The sequence below is a fragment of the Deltaproteobacteria bacterium genome (genome assembly GCA_016235345.1).
GTDB lineage: Bacteria > Desulfobacterota > Desulfobacteria > Desulfobacterales > Desulfatibacillaceae > JACRLG01.
Genome location: JACRLG010000030.1, coordinates 13,083 through 36,523, shown reverse-complemented (window position 1 = coordinate 36,523; position 23,441 = coordinate 13,083). Strand labels below are relative to the sequence as shown.

General features: G+C 57.8%; 19 protein-coding genes and 1 tRNA gene. 4 read left to right on the top strand and 16 right to left on the bottom strand.

Annotated features, from left to right (window positions below; genetic code table 11):
- Nucleotides 1-248 precede the first annotated feature (248 nt).
- From HZB23_15675 to HZB23_15665, 3 genes are all read left to right on the top strand, one after another.
- Nucleotides 249-416 carry a hypothetical protein gene (locus HZB23_15675; protein ID MBI5846096.1) on the top strand — a complete coding sequence of 56 codons (168 nt, stop codon included), beginning with the start codon at nucleotides 249-251 and terminating at the stop codon, nucleotides 414-416.
- Between the two features lie 191 nt (nucleotides 417-607).
- Entirely contained in the window at nucleotides 608-1,030 is a 423-nt protein-coding gene (locus tag HZB23_15670; protein ID MBI5846095.1) for a membrane protein insertion efficiency factor YidD, read from the top strand.
- A gap of 86 nt (nucleotides 1,031-1,116) precedes the next feature.
- Nucleotides 1,117-1,902, top strand: coding sequence for a methyltransferase domain-containing protein (locus tag HZB23_15665; protein MBI5846094.1), 786 nt, complete (start codon nucleotides 1,117-1,119; stop codon nucleotides 1,900-1,902).
- Between the two features lie 336 nt (nucleotides 1,903-2,238).
- On the opposite strand, the gene HZB23_15660 is transcribed toward HZB23_15665, so the two are convergent.
- The 16 genes from HZB23_15660 to HZB23_15585 all read right to left on the bottom strand — a co-directional run bounded on the left by HZB23_15660 (nucleotide 2,239) and on the right by HZB23_15585 (nucleotide 22,572).
- Nucleotides 2,239-2,451 (bottom strand): cold-shock protein, encoded by a 213-nt coding sequence (locus HZB23_15660; protein ID MBI5846093.1) that lies wholly within the window; start codon nucleotides 2,449-2,451, stop codon nucleotides 2,239-2,241.
- 386 nt (nucleotides 2,452-2,837) lie between these two features.
- Complete coding sequence (locus HZB23_15655) at nucleotides 2,838-5,654, bottom strand: bifunctional transaldolase/phosoglucose isomerase (protein ID MBI5846092.1); 2,817 nt, start codon at nucleotides 5,652-5,654, stop codon at nucleotides 2,838-2,840.
- Between the two features lie 55 nt (nucleotides 5,655-5,709).
- Nucleotides 5,710-6,456 (bottom strand): DUF547 domain-containing protein, encoded by a 747-nt coding sequence (locus HZB23_15650; GenBank protein ID MBI5846091.1) that lies wholly within the window; start codon nucleotides 6,454-6,456, stop codon nucleotides 5,710-5,712.
- A 57-nt stretch (nucleotides 6,457-6,513) separates the two neighbouring features.
- Nucleotides 6,514-7,956: an FAD-dependent oxidoreductase gene (locus tag HZB23_15645; protein MBI5846090.1), complete on the bottom strand. Its 1,443-nt coding sequence runs from the start codon at nucleotides 7,954-7,956 to the stop codon at nucleotides 6,514-6,516.
- A gap of 39 nt (nucleotides 7,957-7,995) precedes the next feature.
- Nucleotides 7,996-8,718: a TVP38/TMEM64 family protein gene (locus HZB23_15640; GenBank protein MBI5846089.1), complete on the bottom strand. Its 723-nt coding sequence runs from the start codon at nucleotides 8,716-8,718 to the stop codon at nucleotides 7,996-7,998.
- A gap of 141 nt (nucleotides 8,719-8,859) precedes the next feature.
- On the bottom strand, nucleotides 8,860-9,915 hold the full coding sequence (locus HZB23_15635) for a response regulator (protein MBI5846088.1): 1,056 nt from the start codon (nucleotides 9,913-9,915) through the stop codon (nucleotides 8,860-8,862).
- Nucleotides 9,916-10,178: 263 nt separating this feature from the next.
- On the bottom strand, nucleotides 10,179-12,035 hold the full coding sequence (nuoF, locus tag HZB23_15630) for an NADH-quinone oxidoreductase subunit NuoF (protein MBI5846087.1): 1,857 nt from the start codon (nucleotides 12,033-12,035) through the stop codon (nucleotides 10,179-10,181).
- Nucleotides 12,036-12,194: 159 nt separating this feature from the next.
- Complete coding sequence (nuoE, locus tag HZB23_15625; protein MBI5846086.1) at nucleotides 12,195-12,698, bottom strand: NADH-quinone oxidoreductase subunit NuoE; 504 nt, start codon at nucleotides 12,696-12,698, stop codon at nucleotides 12,195-12,197.
- A gap of 215 nt (nucleotides 12,699-12,913) precedes the next feature.
- Nucleotides 12,914-15,613: a formate dehydrogenase subunit alpha gene (gene fdhF, locus HZB23_15620; GenBank protein MBI5846085.1), complete on the bottom strand. Its 2,700-nt coding sequence runs from the start codon at nucleotides 15,611-15,613 to the stop codon at nucleotides 12,914-12,916.
- 235 nt (nucleotides 15,614-15,848) lie between these two features.
- On the bottom strand, nucleotides 15,849-16,544 hold the full coding sequence (rpiA, locus tag HZB23_15615) for a ribose-5-phosphate isomerase RpiA (protein ID MBI5846084.1): 696 nt from the start codon (nucleotides 16,542-16,544) through the stop codon (nucleotides 15,849-15,851).
- Between the two features lie 152 nt (nucleotides 16,545-16,696).
- Complete coding sequence (locus HZB23_15610) at nucleotides 16,697-17,248, bottom strand: HD domain-containing protein (protein ID MBI5846083.1); 552 nt, start codon at nucleotides 17,246-17,248, stop codon at nucleotides 16,697-16,699.
- Nucleotides 17,236-18,048 (bottom strand): hypothetical protein, encoded by an 813-nt coding sequence (locus HZB23_15605; protein ID MBI5846082.1) that lies wholly within the window; start codon nucleotides 18,046-18,048, stop codon nucleotides 17,236-17,238. Before HZB23_15605 ends, HZB23_15610 begins: the two co-directional genes overlap by 13 nt.
- 4 nt (nucleotides 18,049-18,052) lie before the next feature.
- Complete coding sequence (locus tag HZB23_15600) at nucleotides 18,053-18,496, bottom strand: DUF3795 domain-containing protein (protein MBI5846081.1); 444 nt, start codon at nucleotides 18,494-18,496, stop codon at nucleotides 18,053-18,055.
- Between the two features lie 229 nt (nucleotides 18,497-18,725).
- A protein-coding gene (gene prfB, locus HZB23_15595) for a peptide chain release factor 2 (protein MBI5846080.1) occupies nucleotides 18,726-19,821 on the bottom strand; the annotation gives its coding sequence in 2 pieces (ribosomal slippage) (nucleotides 18,726-19,757 and nucleotides 19,759-19,821; 1,095 coding nt in all).
- An 80-nt stretch (nucleotides 19,822-19,901) separates the two neighbouring features.
- Nucleotides 19,902-21,470 carry an apolipoprotein N-acyltransferase gene (gene lnt / locus HZB23_15590; protein ID MBI5846079.1) on the bottom strand — a complete coding sequence of 523 codons (1,569 nt, stop codon included), beginning with the start codon at nucleotides 21,468-21,470 and terminating at the stop codon, nucleotides 19,902-19,904.
- A 103-nt stretch (nucleotides 21,471-21,573) separates the two neighbouring features.
- Nucleotides 21,574-22,572 carry a hypothetical protein gene (locus HZB23_15585; GenBank protein MBI5846078.1) on the bottom strand — a complete coding sequence of 333 codons (999 nt, stop codon included), beginning with the start codon at nucleotides 22,570-22,572 and terminating at the stop codon, nucleotides 21,574-21,576.
- Nucleotides 22,573-23,361: 789 nt separating this feature from the next.
- On the opposite strand from HZB23_15585, the gene HZB23_15580 reads away from it, so the two are divergent.
- Nucleotides 23,362-23,438: transfer RNA gene (locus HZB23_15580), tRNA-Arg, on the top strand.
- Nucleotides 23,439-23,441: the final 3 nt, after the last annotated feature.

Sequence of the window (23,441 nt, the reverse complement as noted above, 5' to 3'; positions counted from 1 at the left end):
TTTTGGGGGAATCCGAAATCAACCCCTTGATTTTATTCCATTGGTCGTCTGTAAGGTCCATCATTAGTATATGCCATAGACCTTACAAAAAATCTAGTAACTAGTTGGTACACATCTCAATATTTTTGAGATGGGTTCATGTCATGGCATGGGTCCGTAAACGCTGCGAGTCGAATTGTGTTAAATAAAAGATGAATATATTTTTGATTACATCATAAAAATACGGGCCGGACCCGTGGAAAAACCGCATGAAGGAGGATTACGGACGGGCGAATTCCGAACAGACCGGCTATGACCGGCACACTGGACTTTTTGATACCTTACGGGTTTACATGTATACCATAACACCTGTGGACAGCGAATGCAACAAGGAACACACTTTCACCTTGAAGGAGGGCCTGCCCGGAAAAATATGAGGCGGATTTAAAAACCGTCTTGCAAAAACAGAGGCGACCGGTCATAAGTAAGAGGACTTCTCCTTGGCAGGCCGCGCGCCGGCCAGGGCTTCCCTGGTCCGGTTCAACCATCGAAAACCGTTTTCCTGAAATGAGGCCGGAAAGGCCGTTTTTCGCCGGTTTTCCCGCTTTTTCGCAACATCCCGAAAATCATGCAAAAACCACTGAAAATCCTGTTTATGCTTTTTCTGGCCGCCCTATTTTCCGCCAGCTTTTCCAAGGCGGACAATGACCCCATGAAAGGGCCCTGGGACGCCCCCGGACATGCGGCCCAAGAGGATTCGGCAGGCGCGGGCTTCGATTTCACCCTGGAACTTTATCAGTCCTTCGTCTCGCCCGGTTCGGGCCAAACCTGTCCCATGGAGCCGTCGTGCTCGGCCTATTCCAGACAGTGCTTCGCCCGGCGGAGGGCGCTTTACGGCTTTATCCTCACGGCTGACAGGCTTCTGCGCTGCGGGCGGGATGAACTTGACCGGGCAGGGCGCGTGATGAAGAACGGACGGGTCCTTTTTCACGACCCTGTTTCGGACAATGATTTGCTGAAGGGGGCCGGAGCCGCGCCAAAGGCGCAATGACCCTGATATATGGGGCTGGTTCTTTTTCCTTATTCAAACGGACTGCGCTTCCGGCAATAATCAAAAATCGCTTGGGGAGGGCTTTTATGGGCGTGGAACTTGTGTGTCCTTCATGCGGAAAGGGGCGCATTGAAATCGGTGACCTGACCGCGTCGTGCGGCAAATGCGAAGCCCTTTACGACGCAAAAAACGGCGTACCCGACCTTGCCCCAAGCCTTGTGATACGCCCCGGCGTTGCCCAGCGTTTCATGCAGGCGGCCTGGGTGGTGTCCATTTATGAAAGCAGACTCTGGCGCAAGGGCCCGGCCTTTTCCTGTCTTGCCGGGATCGATTTCGACTCCGAATTCAGGGCGGTCCTGGAATCCGCTGCGCCTTTGCCCGATTCCAGAATTCTGGACATAGCCTGCGGCTCCGGCCTTTACACGAGGCCCCTGGCCGTCAAGGTGCCCAGGGGAAGCGTGGTGGGCCTGGACCTGTCGCGCCCGATGCTCTCGTACGCCGCAAAAAGGGCGAAAACGGAGGGGCTTTCCAACGTCTCGTTCGTGAGGGCCAGCGCCCTTGCCCTGCCCTTTGCCGACGCCTCCTTCGACGCCGTGAACCTCTGCGGCGCGCTCCACCTTTTCCCAGACCCGGCCCTGGCCGTGAGCGAGGCGGGCCGGGTGCTCGCGACCGGCGGACGCTTCACCGTGGCCGCAGTGGGCGAGGGCGGAGGAATAATCCCGGCTGTCCAGTCAGCCATTGCAAGCCTCATGGGCATCCGCTCGTTCACCCGCGACCAGTTGTCCGTGATGTTTCGATCCGCAGGCTTTTCTGATGTGAGGCCGATACTGGAAACGCCGAGATGGATAGTGATGAGGGGGATAAAGGCTTAGAGTAATAGCAAGTTGCATTCAAGCAGTAACATTATATGAATAATGTAGCACATAGGGACAACCGGTGGTCACCCGCCTTTTTCTTTTAAGCGATGGTCCAGGCGAATCCGTCAACGCCATTACCAAGGGCGACCGCCGGTCGCCCCTACGGGCGTGATAATACCAACACAATTTATTACCGCTTGCTTCGATCGCAACTTGGTATAGAGCTTCAACAAAGGCGATTCCTCTATAAGGACGACGGAACGGGCGCAAAAAAAACACGACCGGAAGGGCTGAAGAGCCCCGCCGGTCGTGTTTCAAACAGTTGAATCTCAAATCAGGCCGCGATGCGGATCAATCCACAACCACGATTCCTTCAGCCGCCGGTCCCTTGGCGTTGTTTACCACCTTGAACTCCACCTTCTGGCCTTCGGCGAGGGTCTTGAAACCCGAAGACTGGATGGCGCTGTAATGAGCGAAGATGTCGCCTCCCTGGTCGCGCTGAATGAAACCAAAACCCTTTTTCTCGTTGAACCATTTTACCGTGCCTGTTTCACGATCCGCCATGACTTCTTTTCCTTCTGCTGATGAGAGTTACCGAGGGCCAGAAAAACGGCCCGACTTAACCGGCCGCACGCCGTGCGCAGCCGAAACATCCCGGCGCGGGACAAATTTCCTCGCCGAAATTACTGGTGGAGAAAACCAAAGGAGCTCCAAGGGTGGGATACGGATGGGGGGTACTCCTTATGGATCCGAACATGCGAAGCTAATTTCGTGGTCGAACTTAACCGATGCATCGCCGAATAAAAAATTTTCTACCACACTAGAATCATTAATACAAGAAAAAAATGTACCTGTCAAACTTTTTTCCGGTATTTTTTTTAACCCCTGTAGAAAAGGCGGAAAGCCCGGTCAAAAAAAGGGCCTTCCGCCGTGTCATAAAGCCGCAATCATCAACCAAGGTTTTCCGCAATCAGGCGCGTGGCCGATGCTGCGTCCGTTCCCACCAGAAAGCGGGCCACCCTCCTGCCGTTGGCTCTAAGCGCCTTGGCGTCGCCCAGGGCCTGGGCCGCGCGAAGTACTCCGAAGCTCATGACGCTTTCGGGCTTTCCAGCCTCTGCGGGAATCGGGGTGTCGCGGTCAATGCTCCCCACTATCTGGATGAAAAGGCCGTTTCCCGCGTCTCCCTTGTGAAGCTGGCCGGTGGAGTGCAAAAACCTTGGGCCGTAGCCCCTGGTGACCGCAACCCCGTACCTTCGCCTTATGGCCTCCTGGAGGCTTGCTATCGCCGCGTCAGTTTCGGCGCTGGGCGGCACGTAGGCGTGGATGGAGGCATAGGCCCTGCCCTTTCCCGAAACTTCGCCAGGGGCCGCAGCCGAGAAGAAGCGCGAAAGGGCGTGGGTGAGGGTGGCAGCCGAAAAATCCGCAACCACTCCGATCCCGTCCTGGCTGAAAAGGGGCGCTTCATCCGGAAGTACGCCGTCTTTTGCAAAGGCCGCCATCACCTCGCGTGACTGGACCTTGGCAGCCTCCACGTTGGGCTGATCAAAGGGATTCACCGAAAGCGCGGCCCCGGCGATGGCCGTGGCCATTTCCCATCGGAAAAACTCCCCGGCGAGTTCCTCAGGCTCTGAAAGCCTTATGCGGGCAACGGGAAAGCCAGCGGCGGAAAGGGCATCCAGGGCCTTTTCGCAGTTTTCCTCACCGGCAAGGCCCAGGGATACGAAAAAGCGGTCGGACGAATAGGTTTCGGGGCTTCCCAGGGCTTCGCCGTCCACCGGCACCACCCCCCTACCCTCCTTTCCCAGGCTTTCGGCCACCAGTTGTTCGGCCCAGGCCCCGAAGGCGGAGAGCCTTGGCGACAGAGCCAGGGTCAGCTTGTCGCTTCCGGCCAGGGCCAGGCCGCCCATGGCCGCGCCCAGCACCAGGGCCGTGTTTTCACGCCCGGTCTTCCTTGCTTCCGAAGCCGCCCTTGCGCCGCTTTCAAGGAGCCTTCCCACGTCGGCGCCCACGAGGGCAGCGGGGACCAGCCCGAAAAAAGATAGCCCGCTGTAGCGCCCGCCTATGTCCGGGTCATTTAAGAAGCACTTGCGGAACTTAAGCCTTTCGGCCATTTCGGAAAGGCTGCTTCCTGGGTCGGTTATGGCCGCGAACCGTTTTCCGGCCTCCTCCGGCCCAAGAGCTTCAAGGGCCCTGTTGTAGAAGTACTTGGCAAAGGAAAGCGTCTCCACCGTGCCGCCGCTTTTCGTGGAAACGATAAAAAGGGTGGATTTCGGCTCCGCCCACCCGGCCTTTGCAAGAACCGCCGCAGGATCGGTGCTGTCCAGGACGTCGAGGTCGAGAAAGCCCTCCCGGACTCCGAAAACTTTGCGGAAGACCTCAGGGGCCATGCTGCTTCCGCCCATGCCCAACAAAAGCGCCCTGGTGTAACCGGCCTTTTTCACCTCGTCCACGAAGGCCGTTATCTCACCCAGGGCGGGTTTCATTTTTTCGGGCGAGAAGAGCCAGCCCAAGCGGTTTGAAATCTCTTTGGGATCGTCCTTCCAAAGGGTGTGGTCCTTGGCCCAGATGCGCGCAACTGCGTCCTTTATAAGAAGATCGCCAAGGGCCGCGTCGGCTGCGGGCTTTAAGCGGCCAAGCTGGAAAAGCACGCCTTCGCCGTTTCCCGCCAGGGCGTCGCGTTTCTTTCCTATTCCGGCCAGGAGGGATTCATAAGCCTTCATGAACTGATCGAGCCCGTCCTGCTGGAGCTTTTCCGTCACTTCGGAAAGATCGATTCCGAGCGAAGCCAGGCGCGAAAGGCGTGAAAGGGCCAGATCGAGGCCCCCGGTCACGGATTCGCATACCGAGCCGTGATCCAGAAAGCCCTCCAGGGTGGCCGGGGGAAGGGTGTTGACGGTATGCGGGCCGATTAAGGCATCCACGTAAAGGGTGTCCGGGTAGTTCGGGTTCTTGACCCCGGTGCTGGCCCACAGGAGCTTCTGAACGCGGGCTCCGGCCTGTTTCAGGCCATCCCAGTCAGGGCCTTTGAAGATTTCACCGAAAGCGCGGTAGACGGCCCTGGCGTTGTCCACGGCCATACTGCCCGCCAGCTCCCCGGCCCCCTTTTGAATCAGGATGCCGTCAAGAGCCGTGTCCAGGCGGCTTACGAAAAGCGAGGCCACCGAGGCTACCCGGTTTGCGGCGTGGCCGCCCGGAACCGACGGCCCCTGGGCCACGAGCCGTTTCAGCCCCTCCATGTAAGCCTGGGCCGTTTCCCGGTAGTTTTCCAATCCGAACAAAAGGGTGGCGTTGACGTTCACTCCGCTTGCGATGAGTTCCCGGATGGCCGCCAGGCCCGCCCTTGTGGCGGGGACCTTTATCATGAGGTTGGGCCGGTTGACGGCAAGAAAAAGCCTTTTGGCCTCGGCCACGGTTCCCGCCGCGTCATTGGCCAGGGCCGGATTCACCTCCAGGCTCACAAAACCGTCCGCGCCCCCGGATTTTTCGTATACGGGCAAAAGGACGTCTGCGGCAGCCGAGATATCCGCCACGGCCAGGGCCTCGTAAATCTCCTCCACGGACCTGCCGGAAAGGGCCAGTCGAAGGATGTCCGCATCGTAGGAATCGGAGGAAAGTATCGCCTTTTCGAAAATGGCGGGGTTGGACGTAACCCCGCAGACCCCGCTTTCCACAAGGGAGCAAAGCTGGCCGCAGGTTAAAAGGTCGCGCCTTATGAAGTCGAACCATATGCTTTGGCCGACCTTGGCCAATTCGTGAAGTTTGGACATTGAAGCCTCCCGCAAAAGCGCGTGAAAAAGCTATCGGACGAAAACGGCCTTGGGATCAGCGGCCGTTCAACGACCAGTCATATTCGAGATACTCGATCTTAAGGTCCTTTCTGGACCCGGCGATGGCTTCCTTCAGATGCCCCCTGGCATAGCGCTCCACGAATCCTATGGGGTCTTTGCCGAAGTCGCCCGAAAACCATTTGAAAATCCTGGAAACGTAAATGCGGCCATCCTTCACGTAGGTACGGGCAGGATCGTTGACCGCGCCCGTCACCACCTCGTCCAACTGGCGGTTGACGAGACTTCCCTCGTAAGGCGCGCCCAAAAGCGGCGGACAACCCCTGGATGCGCACACCAGGGCGAAATGAACCCGGGGGTCGGCGAAGCGCGGGCGCAGTATCTGGTGCTCTATGTGTCCAAGGGTCACGGTTTTTCCGCCGAGCCTCACGAACTTCTTCTTCCAGGGGCCGAAAAAGCCGCCCACGTCCTTTATGCTTTTAATTCCGGGATACTCCGAAAGAACCAGCTTGATGGTGGATGCGTTGTAAAGGTTGATGTAAAAGGCCAGTTGGGAGTCGCGGGGCAGTTCGTCCGGCTTCACCCTGGCAAGAACTGCGAGGTAGCTGTCGAGCAGGGCCTCTTCACTTTTGAGCCCCTTGTAGTCCAAAACGCCCTTTTTGTTGTGGCGGTCCAAAAGCCCGGCGTAAACGCCGTTGTCAGGCTCGGAAAAAGCCGGGGACGCCACCGGAAAGGCCAGCAGAAGCAATACGAGCAACGGCAGGAGCCGGGCCTTCAGTGTCATGACTGTCCTCCTTGGCGCATCATTCCAAACAGTGCTTCCGCAATTATTAAGGGGAGTTTATCCCGGCCCCTGTCCCTTGTAGCGGAACAGCAGGCGCAAGGTCTTTTTTACGGTGTCTGAAAAAATTTTTGGCTCGAAAACCTTGCCGGAAACCTTCTTGTCGATCTCCGAAAGGGTGGGATACGGGAAAACGGCCCCGGCCATTTTCGCAAGGCCCACGTTTCCGGCCAGAGCCACGACCCAGCCGGAAAGAATCTCCCCGGCGTGGGGGCCCGCTATCTGGACTCCCAACACCCTGGACTGTTCTCCCAGTATGAGCTTGATGCGCCCGCTGGCCGCGCCTTCGGCCAGAAACCGGTCGTTGGAGGAAAATTCTTCTACGATCACGCTGAACTTCTCGTTGGCTGACCTGGCCCTCTTCTCGTTAAGCCCAACCGAGGCGAGTTCGGGATCCGTGTATGTGCACCAGGGTATCCTGGTATAATCGCTTTTGCGGGGCAGGTGCAAGACTGAATTGGTCAAAAAGATCGATGCGTCATAGCCTGCCACGTGGGTGAACTTCAAGCCCGCCTTGCAGTCGCCCGCCGCATAGATATTCGCCCGGTCCGTGCGAAGGTGCCCGTCCACGGTTATGCCGCCGCGCGTGGATGAAATGGCGAGCCGCGAAAGCCCAAGCCCTTCGGTGTTGGGGCTTCTTCCCACCGCCACCAGGAGCGATTCCGCCATAACCCGGCCAGGGGTCTTGTCCGCGTTTTCCAGGTTGACGGCCACGCCGCCATCGGCGCGCTCCACTGAAACGGCCTTTGCCCCCATGATGAAGTCCACGCCCTCGGCCTTCAGACGGTCCATAATGATAAGGGCCATGTCCGGGTCTTCCGCTGGCAGAATCTGGCCTCCCATCTCGATCACCGAGACCTTTGATCCAAGCCGGGCAAAGGCCTGGGCCATCTCGATCCCTATGGGTCCGGCCCCCAGTATTGCAAGGGAGGCGGGAAGTTTCGACAGGGAAAAAAGGTCGCGGTTGGTGAGAAAGGGGACTTCGGAAAGCCCAGGTATGGGCGGAACCAGGGGCGATGAGCCGGTGGCGATGAGCCAGTTTTTGGCGGACAGGCGTTTTCCCGACACTTCCACCCTGTGCTCGTCGGAAAACCGGGCCGAGCCGAAAACCACGTCCACCCCAAGGCTCTGGAACCTCTCCGCGCTGTCGTGCTCCTGGATTTTCTCCACAACCTCTTCGATTCTTCTGGAAACCGCCCCGAAATCCACGGGCGGCGCTTCCACGGAAGGCAGCCCGTAGCGGGATGCTGTCTTCATGGCGTGATAAACCGAAGCGCATTTTATGAGGGTCTTGGACGGAACACAGCCGAAATGAAGGCAGTCCCCGCCCATCTTCTCCTTTTCCAGCAAAAGGGTCCTGGCCCCGAAACGGGCCGCCCCGGCAGCAGCCGAAAGCCCTGCGGCCCCTGCGCCAATTATTCCTATGTCGTAGTCGTAAGGCATGGTCTTGCTCCGTTCTTTTCCTCAAAAAGTCGGCAGGGCTCACACTGGGTTATCCGGCGGGCCCGATTTCATTCGTCTGGCTTTCAACCAGCCAAGGCCCTTTTTCGCGGCCAGGGGCAAAAGCCCCAGAAGGGCGAAGGACAGGAAGAGGCTTGGCGAAAGTATGTCAGAGGTGTTCCTTATCCGGCCAAGCTCTTTCCCTGCGTTTATGAAGACCACCGTGGCCGGAAACATTCCCAGCTGGGAAACCCAGTAGAAGGTACGAAGGCGCATGGAGGTGAGCCCCATGGCAAGGTTCACCAGCCAGAACGGGAAGACCGGAACCAGCCTCAAGCCGAAAAGGTAGAAGGCCCCCTCGTTTTCAATGCCCCGGTTTATCGCGACAAGACGCTCGCCGAATTTTTTTTCCACCCAGTCCCGAAAAACGAAGCGGCAGAGGGCGCAGGCGGCCAGGGCCCCCAGGCTGCTGGCGAAGGACACTATGACGACTCCTGCCCAAAGGCCGAAAATCGCCCCGCCCAAAAGCGACAAAATGGCCGCCCCGGGAAGGGACAGGGCCGTTGCTGCGACATAAACGCAGAAATATAAGGCGATTACGAAAAAGGTGTCCGATGAGTATGCATGGGAGAATTTTTCCCGGTAAAGCCCGGCCTGCTCAAGAGTGAAATGGCGGTGAAGGCCCGATGCGAAAAAAAGGCCGATGGCGGCGGCGGCTGAAGCGAGGACCAGGAGCCGGACCGTCCTGCCTTTTCCTGTGGACATGGCGATGTTCCCCCAAGAAAGCATTGAGCCGCATTGCTTGCCGGTTTTTCAAACGATTAACAATCTATGCCATAAATCTGATTAAAATAGAAGGACGGATTGCGTGCAGTTGGCTGGCAGGCGGGGGGGTCTCAAACCTTCTTATTCGTGAATATCCTCCACAGCCTCTACCATTTCCGGAAGGTGCTCCAGAAAGGTGTCAACCAGCTGGGGATCAAAATTCCGGCCTTTCAGATTATGGAGTTCCGCAGCGGCGTTCACGGGTGTCCAGGGGGATTTATATGGCCGCCTGGATGTCAGGGCGTCGAAGGTGTCGCAAATCGCGCAGATCCGTCCTTCGACGGGTATTTCCTCCCCTGTGGCCCCCGACGGATAACCCTTGCCGTCCCAATGCTCATGATGGTTCAAGGCAATGGAACCCGCCACCTGCAACAGCTTCGAGTCGTCCCCCGAAAGCAGATCCGCGCCTATGGTGGTATGGGTTTTCATGACCTCGTATTCGTCGTGGGTGAGGGAGCCCTGCTTTTGAAGTATGTGGTCGGGAATTCCTATCTTCCCTATATCGTGCATGGGGCTGGCCTGCTCCATAAGCTCGCACCGGTCGATTGGAAGGCCGGCCAGGTAGGCCAGAAGGCCGCACATGCGGCTCATGCGCATGATGTGGAGCCCCGTGTCCTCGTCCTTGTATTCGGCGGCCTTGCCCAGACGCTTGATTATCTGAAACCGCGTTTCCTGCAACTCCCTGGTGCGCTGGGCCACAACGCGCTCAAGGTGCCTGTTCTGATCCCTCACCCTGCCGTAGAGGAGGCTCATCTGCAGAAGATTCGCTATGCGGGCGAGGGCCTCGGCCCTGTCAAAAGGCTTGGTGAGAAAGTCCCTGGCCCCCGAATTGAGAGCCTGGATACGGATGGCCTGTTCTTTCTGGGAGGTGAGCACAAGAACCGCAGACGTGTCGGGATCGAGCCGCCTGATGTCCTCCATGACGGAGAAACCGTCCTTCACGGGCATGATCAGATCAAGTATAACGAGGTGGGGCTGGAAATCCCTGTAAACATCAAGGGCTTTCAGCGAATCTGTTACGCCTTTTACGTTTTTCAGCCCTTCGGCGTTAAGGTAAAAGGTGAGGAGCCGGACTATCTCCGGAGCGTCGTCAATGATAAGAATACGTGCTTCGGCAAGCTCTTCTTTCGGCAGCATGGTTTGCCCCCGGTAAACCGAGCTGAAGCATTTTCCTTAAATTTCAAGTTTTCATGCCAATTGCCCTAGCAATATCATGGCGTTTGCAATTTATGCAATCCCGCAAAAGTATGAATACTGACCAGTCCGCGCTTCAAAGGCGGGTGGAGTTTTCGCAGGCCCGGATTTTATCCGCTCGATTTCCCATTACGCAAAAGGGGCCTGACGCAGAAAATTCCTGCGCCAGCCCCCCCCTTGCGTGAATCAGGCTATCTGGAAAACGGTCAGAATATGGCCCCGCTGGGGCAGACCGAGTAGCAGGAAAGGCACTGCACGCAGCCGTCCTTGTTGAGGAAGGCCACTTCCTTCTTCTGCCAGATGATTGTGTTCTGCGGGCAGGCCTTGGCGCAAAGTCCGCACTTCTTGCAAAGCTCTATATCTATCTCAAACTTCAAAAGCGCGGCGCAGCGCTTGGCCGGGCAGCGTTTTTCGTAGATGTGCGCCTCGTACTCGTGCCTGAAATAGCGAAGGGTCGAAAGCACCGGGTTGGGCCCCGTCTGGCCAAGGCCGCAAAGAGCGCTCTCCTTGATGACCTCGGAAAGCTCTTCCAGCTTCTCGATGTCGCCGGGCTCTCCTTTGCCCTCGCAGATTCCCTCCAGGATGTCCAGCATCCGGCGGGTGCCTTCCCGGCAGGGGGTGCACTTGCCGCAGGACTCGTCCTGGATGAATTCCATGAAAAAGCGCGCCATGTCCACCATGCAGGTGGTCTCGTCCATCACGATCATGCCGCCGGAGCCCATGATGGCTCCCACCTTGGCGATTTCCTCGTAATCTATAACGGTGTCGAGATGATCTGTGGGAACGCAGCCGCCCGATGGCCCGCCGAGTTGAACGGCCTTGAACTTCTTCTTCTTGGGAATGCCGCCGCCAATGTCGTCTATTATGGTGCGTATGGGAATGCCCATGGGCACCTCGACGAGGCCGATGTTGTTCACCACGCCGGAAAGGGCGAAAACCTTGCTGCCCTTGCTGGTTTCTGTGCCCACCGCCGCGTATGCCGCGCCGCCTTCATAAATGATGCGGCCAATATTTGCGAAGGTTTCCACGTTGTTCAGGATGCTCGGCTTTTTCCAGAGGCCCTGGTGGGCCGGAAAAGGCGGCCTTGGGCGTGGCATTCCACGGCGTCCCTCGATGGAAGCCATGAGGGCGGTTTCCTCGCCGCACACGAAGGCTCCCGCGCCCTCGTAGATTTCAAGGTCGAAATCAAAGCCGCTTCCCAGGATGTTTTTCCCAAGAAGCCCGCTTTCCTTGGCCTGGGCGATGGCGATGTTCATGCGCTCGATGGCCAGCTGATACTCGGTGCGGCAATAGATGTAGCCCTGGTGGGAGCCTATGGCCTTGGCCGCTATCACCATGCCCTCGAGGACCGCGTGGGGGTCGGCCTCCAGGATGGAGCGATCCATGAAGGCTCCTGGATCGCCTTCGTCAGCGTTGCAAAGGACGTATTTCACGTCACCCTGGGCGTCGCGGGCAAAGCGCCACTTGAGGCCCGTGGGAAAACCGGCGCCTCCACGGCCTCTGATGTAGGAGGTTTTCACCTCATCTATTATCCCGTCCGGGGTCATGGTGAGAAGGGCCTTGGAAAGCGCCCTGTAACCGCCGGAGGCCAGGGAATCTTCAATGGAGCAGGGGTCCAGGGTTCCGAAGTTCTTGAGCACCAGCCTGTGCTGGAGCTTATAGAAGGGAATGTCGTCGATCTTGGGAATATACTGGTTGGTCTTGGCGTCCTTGTAAAGGAGGCGGTCAACAAGGTTTCCGTTCTTCACGGTTTCGTTGACTATTTCATCTGCGTCTTCGGGCTTCACCTGCTGGTAGAATATGCCCTGGGGATAGATGGAAACCAGCGGCCCCCTGGAGCAGAAACCCTGGCAGCCGGTGGTCTTGACTTCAATGGCCAAATCAGCCGCCACGCCGCTTTCTTCCAAAGCCGCCTTCAGGGCCTTGGTGACAAAGGGGCTTCCGCCGGCAACGCACCCGGTGCCGTGGCAGACCACGATAAGGGGGCGGTTGGGGTCAAGGCCGTCAATGACCTCCTTGCGCCAGGCTTCCAGCTCATCGATTGAATTGACTCGCCGACCCATCGGTTTTGCGGTTTTTTCCGCGTTTGGCATTTCGTTGTCCTCCTGCTTTTCCTCCGCAGCCCCCGTCATAATGGAGGGGGAATAAGGGCTGGAAAAGCTCCGTGATCCATATTTCATTGGCCCGGCTTTTGGCAGGGCGAAGATTCACTCTTTCCGGACTTATTCGTATCTGGTGAGAATCTCGTCCATCTTCTCCGGAGTCACCGCGCCGTAGGTGTCGTGGTTGACCACCACCACCGGGGCCAGGCCGCAGGCTCCCAGGCAGCGGACGGATTCCAGGGAGAAGCGGCGATCTTCGGTGGTGCCGCCGACCGGAATCTTGTACTGGTTCTTAATGCGGTCCATGACTTCCTTGATCCCGCGCACGTAGCAGGCCGTTCCTTCGCACACCCTTATGGTGTGGCGGCCCTTGGGGGTCATGGAAAAAAGGGCATAGAAGGTGGCAACGCCGAAGACCTCGCTTCTGGCCACGCCCATTTTGTCCGCTATGTAGCCCAGAAGGGGCTTCGGAAGATAACCCACCGTTTCCTGGCAGAGCCTGAGAACCGGAATGGTGGAGCCCGGCCTGCCCTTGTACTCGGCTGCGATGTCGTCGATCTTTATCCACATTTCAAAGGTGACGTCCTCGATATCCGGTTTCGTCACTCCGTTGGTTTGAGCCATTGCGTAAAGTCTCCCTTAAGCCTTATGTCCCGTAGTTATGCCGTCATCCATAGAAACCGGCCTTATCAGCCCGTCGAAAAAGGCTTGATATGAAGCCTGGATAAAAACGATGAAATGCAAGGAAGACAAGCCGGGCGGGAAGGAATAGTACTTTTCGTACATGACGACCCGCCCGGCGCAGTCTGACACAGCAGTTCGCGTTTTTGGACAGGCTGTTATGCCGAAAGTTCGATCCTCACCGCCCCCACCTTATATTCGGGAATCCGGCAGATGGGGTCCAGGGCTTCCGCGCTGGTGAGCCTGTTGGCGGCGGCATCGGACCAGTGGAAGGGAACGAAAACCGTGCCCTTGTCGGTCATGCCCGAAACCTTCGCCTTCACGGTTATGCTGCCCCTTCGGGATGTGACCTTCACCATCTCGCCGTCCTTGATTCCCAAATCTCTGGCGTCGGCTGCGGCGATTTCCACGAAACATTCCGGGGATTGGGCGTTAAGGCCCGCCGACTTCATGGTCATGGTTCCCGTATGATAATGGTACAGCACCCGGCCCGTGGTGAGGGTGAGCGGATATTCCGCGTCCGGGCTTTCGGCGGGCGGGGTCCACTCCACGGCGGAAAAGACCCCCAGGCCGCAGGCGAACTTGTCCACGTGCAGGCAGGGCGTTCCCGGATGGTCGTTTCCGGTGCACGGCCAGTGGATGCCGTCCTTTTCCAGGCGATCGTAATTGATGCCACAGTAGGAGGGCGTAACCTGCGCCATCTCGTCGAAAATGGCCGAGGCGTTGCGGTAGTTCATGGGGTAACCCATGCGGCCAGATATTTCGGCTATGATCTCCCAGTCGGCCTTGGCGGAGCCCGGCGCTTCCACGGCCTTGCGCACCCGCTGGACCTTGCGCTCTGTATTGCTGAAGGTTCCGTCGGCCTCGGCGAAACAGGCCGCAGGAAGCACAACGTGGGCGAGTTTGGCGGTTTCGGTGAGGAAGATGTCCTCTACCACCAGGAAATCCAGGTGCCTTAAGCTGGCTTCCGCGTGGGTCACGTCGGGGTCCGAAACAAGCGGATTTTCCCCCACGATGTAGAGGGCCTTCAAGGAGCCGTCATGGGCCGCCGGTATCATCTGGGTGGCCGTGAGACCGACCTTTTCTGATAGGCCCGTAACTCCCCAGGCCTTTTCCATCTTCTCCTTGAAAGCCGCGTTGTTCACGGCCTGGTAGCCCGAATACACGTTGGGAAGCCCGCCCATGTCGCAGGCCCCCTGCACGTTGTTCTGGCCGCGAAGGGGGTTGACGCCTCCGCCGGCAACGCCCACGTTGCCGCAGGCCATGGCGAGGTTCGCAAGGCTTTTGACGTTATCGGTGCCGCAGATGTGCTGGGTGATGCCCATGGTGTAGAGTATGCTGGCGGCCTTTACCCCCGCATAAAGCCGTGCGGCTTCCACGAGATCGGCAGCCGTGATGCCCGTGATGGACTCCACGTATTCGGGGGTGTACTTTTCCACCACCTTTTTGACGTCGTCAAGGCCGACGGTGCGGGCCTTGACGTATTCCTCGTCAAGCAGTCCCTCTTTGAAGATCACGTGCAAAAAGCCGTTGATCCAGGCGATGTCCGTACCGGGCTTGGGACGCAGCCACTTTGTTGCGAAACGGGTGAGGGGAATTTCACGCGGATCGATCACGATCAACTTCGCGCCCTTCTGGGTCACGGCGCGTTTCACGTAGGTTGACAAAACCGGGTGATTCTCGGTGGTGTTGGAGCCGGTGACCAGTATGACCTGGGCAAGCTCGATGTCGGAGATGGGGTTGGTCATTGCGCCGGAACCGAAAGCGGTGGCCAGACCGGCCACGGTGGAGCTGTGTCAGAGTCGCGCGCAATGGTCCACGTTGTTGGTCTTAAGCACCCCTCTTGCGAACTTCTGGACCACGTAGTTGCTCTCGTTGGAAACCCTTGCGGAGGTTAGCACGCCTATAGAGTCCGGGCCGCTGGCGTCGCGCACGTTTCCGAGTTTTTTGGCCACGAGGTCAAGGGCCTCATCCCAGGACGCTTCCCGGAAGGTTTCGCCTTCCCGGATGAGCGGGGTTTTGAGACGATCCGGGTGGCCCACGAAATCGTAGCCGAAGCGGCCCTTTACGCAGAGGCTTCCGTGGTTGGGGCCGGACTCCTCCACTCCCGTTACTTTGACGATTTTGTTATCGAGCACGTGAAGCCACATCTGGCAGCCCACGCCGCAGTAAGAGCAGGTGGTGCGCACCTTTTGCCCTTCCCAGGGCCTGATTTTCACGTTGGCGTTCTTGTACATCAGCGCATTGGTGGGGCAGGCCTCGATGCACTCGCCGCAGAACACGCACTGGGAATCCTTCAGGGGAATGTCCTCCGCAGCCACGATTTTGCTCCTTTTGCCGCGATAACCGAAACTTATGGCGTTGTTGACCTGGACCTCGTTGCAGGCCTGTACGCAGCGCCCGCAAAGGATGCACTTTGAAAAATTCCGCATGATGAACGGGTTCTCGGCCTCCGGCGCGTAACGGGGAGGCGTCGGGGCGAACTTCTTGCCGGTGACGCCATAGCGCATGCAGAGCTCCTGGAGCCTGCACTCGCCCGCGCCTGTGCAGGTCACGCAGTCGTGCTGGCCGGAAGACAGCAGAAGCTCCAAGATGAGCTTCCTGCTTTGCACCACCTTGGGCGATTCGGTTTGAACCACCATTCCGCCCGCCGCCGGAAGGGAGCACGAGGCCATGAGGGTTCGGGCCTTTTCCACCTCCACCACGCAGATCCGGCACGCGCCGGTGGGCGTACACTTGGCCAGATGGCACAGGGTGGGGATGTCTATTCCGTTTCGTTTCGCCACCGACAGAATGGTCTCGCCGTTATTGAACGGGTAGGCCGTCCCGTTGATGGTTATTTCTGGAAGCCTTTCCATCTTTGACTATTTCCTCCTCGGTTTATGGAAGACATGAAAACTTTCAATACGTCTTACGGAAGCCATAGCCAAAAGGCCAGGATTTGTCAACGACGGCGGAGGAACCAAATTGCGGAATTCAGGAAAAACAAACCCGGAAGGAAAGAAAAACCCTTGACGGAAATAAATCCCCCGGAAAAAAGCAAAGGGGGGCCGAAAGCCCCCCCTTTGCCGACTGCATTTATATGTTCGCCTGTCAGCCCTTTTTCTTGAGACGGGTTATGCCGTTTTTGCCTGCGACGACCACTTCCGTGGCGACTCCCAGGAAAAGGCCGTGCTCGACCACCCCGGCCCGCCGGGACAGTTTTTCGGCCAGGGCGTAGGGATCGTCTATGGGGCCGAATTCGGCGTCCAGAATGAGATTCCTGTGATCGGTGCGGAAGGGCTTGGCGATGACGTTCTCCCGCAGGCTCACCTTGGCTCCCAGGCTTTCCAGGAAGCGCTTTTCGGTGTGAAGCCCGAAGGGGACCACCTCCACCGGAAGCGGGAACCTTGTGCCCAGCTTGTCGGAGAGCTTGCCCTCGTCCACGATGATTATGACCTCGCGGCTCACCTGGGCCAGAATTTTCTCCTGCAGAAGCGCCCCGCCTCCTCCCTTGATGAGGTTCAGGTCCTTGTCCACCTCGTCGGCCCCGTCTATGGTGATGTCTATGACGGAGTGGTCTGCGAAGGTGGCAAGGGGAATCCCAAGGGAGCTTGCGAGGTCGTTGGTGGGAACGGAACTTGGAATGCCAATTATGTCGGTGAGTTCACCGCTCTTTAGGAGCTTGGCTATGCGGGTTATGGCGTAATTGGCCGTGCTTCCGGTGCCGAGGCCCACAACCATTCCCGGCTTCACCGCCTCAACCGCCGCTTCGGCGGCCATGCGCTTGTATTCTTCGGTCTTTGTCATGGCTGTTTTCCTGAAATGTTACCGATTGGGTTTATCTTCTATTACCGGAGTGAACCCCAAACGGCAAGTTTTTTTTGACCATTGTAAAAAATTACCGGAAATAACCCGGCCAGGGCGAAGCGGCATAGCGCCTTCCACCCGCAAAAAGCCTCTCAGCCGGGTTCTCCAAACCTTTGCCGCCACAGGGCGAAGCGGCCCAGGCTCTCGACGCCGTAGCGCCTGAAGGATTCCTCTATGGCTTCCGGGCTCTTTTTCACGCCGCCCGCGTTTCCGTTTTTGGAGAAGAACTTGTCCGCGTAGCAGACTATCTCCTCCGCCAGGCTTAGGGGGGCCATCTCCCTCCACGGCAGGGGCAGTTTCCGCAGGGCGATTTCCGAGGCGGTGATTCCAAGCCCAACGTGACGTTCGCACACCAGGGCGTGGGCGTCAAGCCCCATGCCTTCCAGCATGGCCCGACCGATGACCCCATGCCTGATGTACGGGTCATCCCCGAAACAGCCCAGCTTGGGGGCGTCCGTGCCTATGATGCCCACGTCGTGCAGCATGGCGGCTTCATATATAAAGGTGCGGGACGACTCGGAAAGTTGAAGGCGCACCGCTATGTTTACGGCAAGGTCCGCCACCTGTCGGCTGTGCTCCACAAGCACCCGGTAGGACTTGCTGCCCTTGTCGTAAAAGTTTTGTATGACGTCTATCGGGTCCATCGGTTGACGGCCTGCCTGAAAAGTTCACGAAAACGATTAGTTCCGCCCATGCCCTTTCGCCCGAACACGAAATTCACCTCGCCCAGAAGCGCTTTGGGAGCCTTTGAACCCCGGTCGAAAAGAACGTCAACGGCTGCGCAGTCGATTCCCGCCCTCGTTCCAAGCATGGCCGCCGCTCTTATGCCCAGATCGGTCAGGCCGGGCTCGAAATCATGGGAGATGCGGGCTCCGCGCCCAACGTTGTTGCGGAACTCCGTTCTGTCGTCCTGCACCCGCCAGTAGGGGTAGAGGGCGTCACCCAGAATCACAACCCGAAGGTCCGCCCCCTGGTGGTCCACGAATTTCTGGGCCACGAAAGGCCGGGAGCCCAAGAGGGCAAGGGCGGCCTTTAGGTCTTCATCATTTCCGATGAGAAAGACGCCGTTTCCGCCGCCGCCCCGATCAGCCTTCATAACGAAGGGAAAGCCGAAGGGCGGCCTTTTCGGATGCGCGGTCTGGAAATCTTCCGCGTTGCCGTAAGCCCTGGTTTCGGGATGAGGAAGTCCGAATTTCTCGAAGAGCGCCAGATTTCCGCATTTTCCCTCGAACCCGAAGCGGTTACGGTAATCGGGAAAAACCCGTGGGCAAAGGGACGCGATCTCGCGGTACTGCCATGCCTTCACGTTCTGGGGCACCACCACGGCCCCTGCCCTGCTCAAAAGATCAATCTCATGGCCGGAAAAAATCTTTCCGGGCGAGAGCCTGATGAAGGCGTCCCCCAAAACATGGGGATGAAGGCTTACGAGTCTTGTGGAATCCACGCCGTCAGTCCGGGTTCACCGGCTCCTTGCATCCGGGGCAGCGGCCCTGGCCCCTCATGAGGCGCGCGCCGCAGCCGGGGCATGCGTAGCGGGCTTCTTCTTCCGCTATCCAGGCGGCGGTCCCCAGTTCCCTCCAGCGCGGAACCGCACGGAGCATCACCTTGCGGGCCACCGGGTGGGGGAATTCGCTCACCGTGGCGCAGGGGAAATCGTTGCACTCGAAGCAACCCTTGTAGCCCTTTTGTTCGGTGCAGGAGCGTATGGCGCAGGCCTGGCAAAACACGAAGCGGTTTTCCGAGCGGCAACCCTCGCAGACCATGTCCGAAGGCGCTACGCCGTAAACCGGGGCCAGCTTTTCCTTCAGCCGCTCGTTCCCCGACGCATGGGCCACGGCGATTCCGCATGCCCCGCACCACAGGCCGCATGGAGCTATCCAGTTCTCGTTCATGGCTGCTCCTCTCCTTTTCCCGAAGTGGTATTCTTGCGAGTATCGTGCTTGGTGGCGGACTCTTTTAACAGACCGGGACAAACGGCTGAAAACCAAGCCTGGATGTCAATTTTCAAAAACGCGATGAAATGCAAGGAAGGCAAGCGAGCGGCGAGGGAGCGTACTCTTTTATACGTGACCGAGCCGGGATGCGATGCCTGACACAGCAGTTCGCGTTTTTATACGGGCGCTAGTCGGACAACCCGGCCATTAGTATGCCCTCCATGAACTGGTCCAGGTCTCCGTCCAGAACCGAATTTACGTTGCTCACTTCCAGTTTTATCCGGTGGTCCTTGGCCATCTGGTACGGATGAAGCACGTAGGAGCGTATCTGGTTGCCCCAGGCTATGTCGTCTTTCATCTCGTAGGCGTCCTGCATCTTCTTTTCGTGCTTTTCCTTCTCACGCTTGTAGAGCCTGGCCTTTAGAACCTTCATGGCCAAATCCTTGTTGCGGTGCTGGCTTTTTTCCTGCTGGCACGAAACCACTATTCCCGTGGGAAGATGCACTATGCGGATGGCGGAGCTGGTTTTATTGACGTGCTGGCCGCCCGCGCCGCTGGCCCTGAAAACGTCTATGCGGATGTCCTTTTCCTCTATGGCCACGTCGAAATTGTTTTCCACTTCGGGAAACACCGAAACCGAGGCGAAGGAGGTCTGCCGCTTGGCCGCCGCGTTGAAGGGCGAGATGCGCACCAGCCGGTGGACGCCCTCCTCCAGCTTGAGATATCCGTAAGCGTTCAAGCCCTCCACGGTGAAGGTGGCGCTCTTGATGCCAGCCTCGTCGCCAGGCTGGAGGTCCACCACCTCGGTCTTGTAGCCCTTGCGCTCGGTCCAGCGCAGATACATGCGAAGCAGCATCTCGGCCCAGTCCTGGGCGTCGGTGCCCCCTGCCCCGGCGTTAACCGAGACTATCGCGCCCAGCGAATCATCCGCCCCGGAAAGCATCCGGCTTAGGGTAAGCGCCCGGATTTGGGCGTCTATGCGGGTGAACTCCTTTTCAACCTCGGACAGGGACTCCTCGTCCTTTTCCTCACGGGCGAGCTCCAGAAGAACCGTAGCATCGGCAAGTGAGGAGAAAAGCGCCTTCCAGCCATCAACGGCGTTCACCGCGTCGGTGCGCTCACGCATAAGGGCCGTGGATTTTTCCTGGTCGTCCCAGAAATTGTCCTTTGCCATCAGGGAATCTATTTCGTGAAGCCGAAGCTCCTTTCCGGCTACGTCAAAGATGCTCCTTGAGCCGGTCGAGTTTGGCGGAAAGTTCCTTGACTGCGAGTTCCAAATCCATGATGTCCTCCAATTCCAAATATTGAATGATGAACGGATCGTTCGATCCGACGCGGGTGCAAATGCCTGCCTTACGCCATATCACGAATCGAGGCGCTTTTTGAAGCCCAAAAGAATGAGGAAAAGGGCGGATATGGCGCAGAGCCAGGAGAACAGGTCCCCCACACGGCTGTAGACGGTCCGGCTTTCAAGAAGGGGGAGTTTCACCACGGCCCAGGCGTCGGTGAAAAGGGCGGTGGTTTGGCCGATTCTTCCGCATGGGTCCACGAAACCTGAAATGCCTGTATTCGCGGCCCTTGCCAGTGCCCGCCTGTTTTCAACCGCCCTGAAGGAGGCTATCGCAAAATGCTGGTAAGCGGCGGAAGAGCGGTCGTACCAGGCGTCGTTGGTTATGGTGGCCAGAATGTTTGCCCCGTTCTCCACCTGCTTGCGTGAAAGCGCCGGGAAAATTATCTCGTAGCAGATTCCAAGGCCGATTTTGGCTTTTCCCGCATAAAGCACCCTGCCCGGCTGGCCCGGCTCGAAATCCCCCACTTCCTGTGTCAGCTTTTCGATGAAGGGCATCCATTTTTTAAGGGGCACGTATTCGCCCCAGGGAACCAGGTGGACCTTGTCGTAGTGGCCGGTTACGGAACCATCCGGGGAGACGAGATAGGCGCGGTTGAAGCACCTCCAGCCTTCACCGTCAGGCTCGCAATAGGGGCTCCCGGCAAGGAGGCTGGCACCGGTTTCCCGCGCAAGCGCCAAAACATCTTCCGTGTAAAGGCTCTCCCGCAAAAAATGAAAGGGCATGGCGCTTTCGGGCCAGATAACGATGTCGGGCTTTCCCCTCGATGCAAGCCTTGTAAGGGCCTCGTATTTTTCAATGGTGGCGGCCTGATAGGAGGGGTCCCACTTCACGGCCTGATCGATGTTGCCCTGGATGACCGCAACCTTGACCTTTTCGACCTTGGCGGCCAGGGCGTCCGTCTCCGCCATTCGCCATTTTCCGTAACCCAGGACCCCGGAAAGAAGGACCAGCGCCGTCCCAAGCCCGAAAACCGCTGTTTTGAAGGAGGCGTTCCGCCCGAACACGGGGATTTTCCGGGCCGTGCACAGGGCAACGAAGATGGCCGCATTCACGAGCACTACGAGGTACGAAAGCCCGTAAACGCCCGTGATGTCCGCAATCTGTATAAGGCTCGTGCGCATGTAGAAGGCGTGGCCGACACTGCACCAGGGAAAACCGGTCAGAAAATGAAGGCGCACGAACTCAAGGCCCACCCAGCTCGCAGGCGCGGCAACCAGAAAGAGCATGGGGGTTGCGGCGCACCAGCGGGTCACAAGGCAGAACATGGCCGGGTAAAGGCCCAGGAACGCGGCCATCAGAATCAGAATCGGCCCTGCAAGCAAATATGACACGCCGCCGTAAACGGTCATGGCGATGACGACCCAATAAACCACCAGTGAAAAATGGACCACCCCGAAAACAAGGCCCAAGCGGGCCGCCTGGCTGGGAGTCTTGCGGTTAACGGCCCAGAACAGGGGAACCAGAGCCGCCCATGAAAGGAAGTCCCAGCCGGTCTTGGGAAAGGCCGCAGCCAGCAAAAGCCCTGAAAGCGCGGCCCAGAACCAGGAGACAAAGTCGGGGCGGGGAAATGAACGATGCATGACTGATGGCCAAATCTATCAGCCCATTGAAAAAGGCTGAATATCAAGCATGTCTGAAAACGCGAGCTGCTGTGTCAGCGCAGCTCGCGTTTTCAGACATGCGTTAGAAGTAGAGTATTTCCCCCATGAAGCCAACATAAGGATGGCACGGCCCCTTCCAGTTTTCCATCAGAAGGTAGCCCACAAGCTCCCCGTCGTTGAAATAGACCCAGACGTTGGCGTAGTTGTAGAAGACCTTGTTTCCGCATTCCGACCTCTGGGCCGGGGCTCCGGCGGTTTCCAGCATGTCCCTGTAGCTCATCCCGGAGCGGAGGGTGTACAGGGCTTCGGGAGCCTCGGCTGCGGGAAAGGACATCGGGAAAACGGCCTTTTCGTCCATCACGGCGGCTTCGGCAACCGGCGGAGCAGTCGCAACGGCGAAAGCCGGAGCTTTCGGGATTTCCACACCGGGCGCGGGCATTGCTGCAGGAACAACCGGGGCCGCCAGGACCGGGCCGGACGCGGTCACGGGAGCCGCCACGGCAACCGCCGCCACCGGGCTTGTTCCCGAAGGCTGGGAGGCGGCAATGGAAACTGCGGGATTTGCCGCAGGACTGGCGACAGGAACGGCCAGGCCCGTAGTTTCGGCTGAAAGCCGGGCCTGATGGCTGCGCACGTCCCTTTCCAGGCGGGCGAATTTTTCGAGCCCCGCCGCGACTTCCGCCCGATAAGCCACGTCTCCCTTCATGCGGACCATGGCTGCGGTTATGGCGACCGTGCTCACGTCCGCCCTGCCGTTCATGGTAAGGGCTATGTCGTCACCGTGAACGCCGAAGGATTCCCCCATCACCTCGACCTTCAACAGAAACGGGAGCTTTGAAAAAAGCTCGTCTTTGGTCACTCCTGCGGATACAATGGCCGGGTCTCTCGAAAGGGCTTGCGCCACCCTCTGGCAGAGCGATTTCACAAGCCCCGAGTAGCAAAGGATGCGTGCGTCGCCCTTGGTGTCGTTAAGGCCCAGCACGTGGGTGTTACTTCCGTAGATGGATGATTCGTAGGCGTAGGACGGCGCGGCCAGAATCAGCAGGGCGAGGGCCGCAGCGAAAATCCGGGCGTGTTTCATGGCTTTCTGTTTTCCATTTAAATTATGGGTTGGGCGCAAAGGAACGCTTCCGGCGCATATCCGATATCCTATAAAAATACACGAAATCGCGCCAAAGTCCAGCACGCAAAGTCCGCCCCATCGCCTGCAAGTTTCCTTTTCAACCTTTTCCTGACTGCTGATTGACATACGCTACCGAATCCGGCCCTTTCTTCACAAACCCGTCCTTCATGCGCATAATTTGACAGGGCCTTGAAATTATGGCGGGAAAACGCGGAAGTTGAGCAAGTTAATCTTCGGCCAGGATTTTTATTGGACAAAAGCGTTGCGCTTATTGTATGCAACGGCTCGGAAAAACTTTTAGGCCCGCGTGTCCAGTTTCGAGAGCAGCGCCTTTGTTTTCAGGCCCTTTCCTCAACTTTTTGGGGCGTGGCCTCCATTTTTTTGGGCTCGGACGACACTATTTTGGCTTGCAGCTACATTTTTTTGTATTTGTGTTTTCAATTTATTATCGGGGCGCAATTTATTTCCATTCTCCGCTTTACGGAAAATAGTGGCTGAGGAAGATCGGGGCGCTTTTTCCCCCATAGGGCTTTCCTTGAAAAAGGAAAAGGAACATGTTCAGCTTAATATTGAGTTGATGTCTCTTTTTTTGTGTTTTATTTTCAATTTCTTGTGTTTATCTATAATTTCTTGTGGTTATATGTTTTCAATTTCTTGTGTTTATGTCTGCAATTTTTATGTTTGAGGCTCGGCAGGCTTGCGCTCATCATGGAACGATATCCGCAAGTTCAAAATATTCAATATTTAGCGCCTGTAGCTCAGCTGGATAGAGCAACGGACTTCTAATCCGTAGGCCGGGGGTTCGACTCCCTCCAGGCGTACCAATT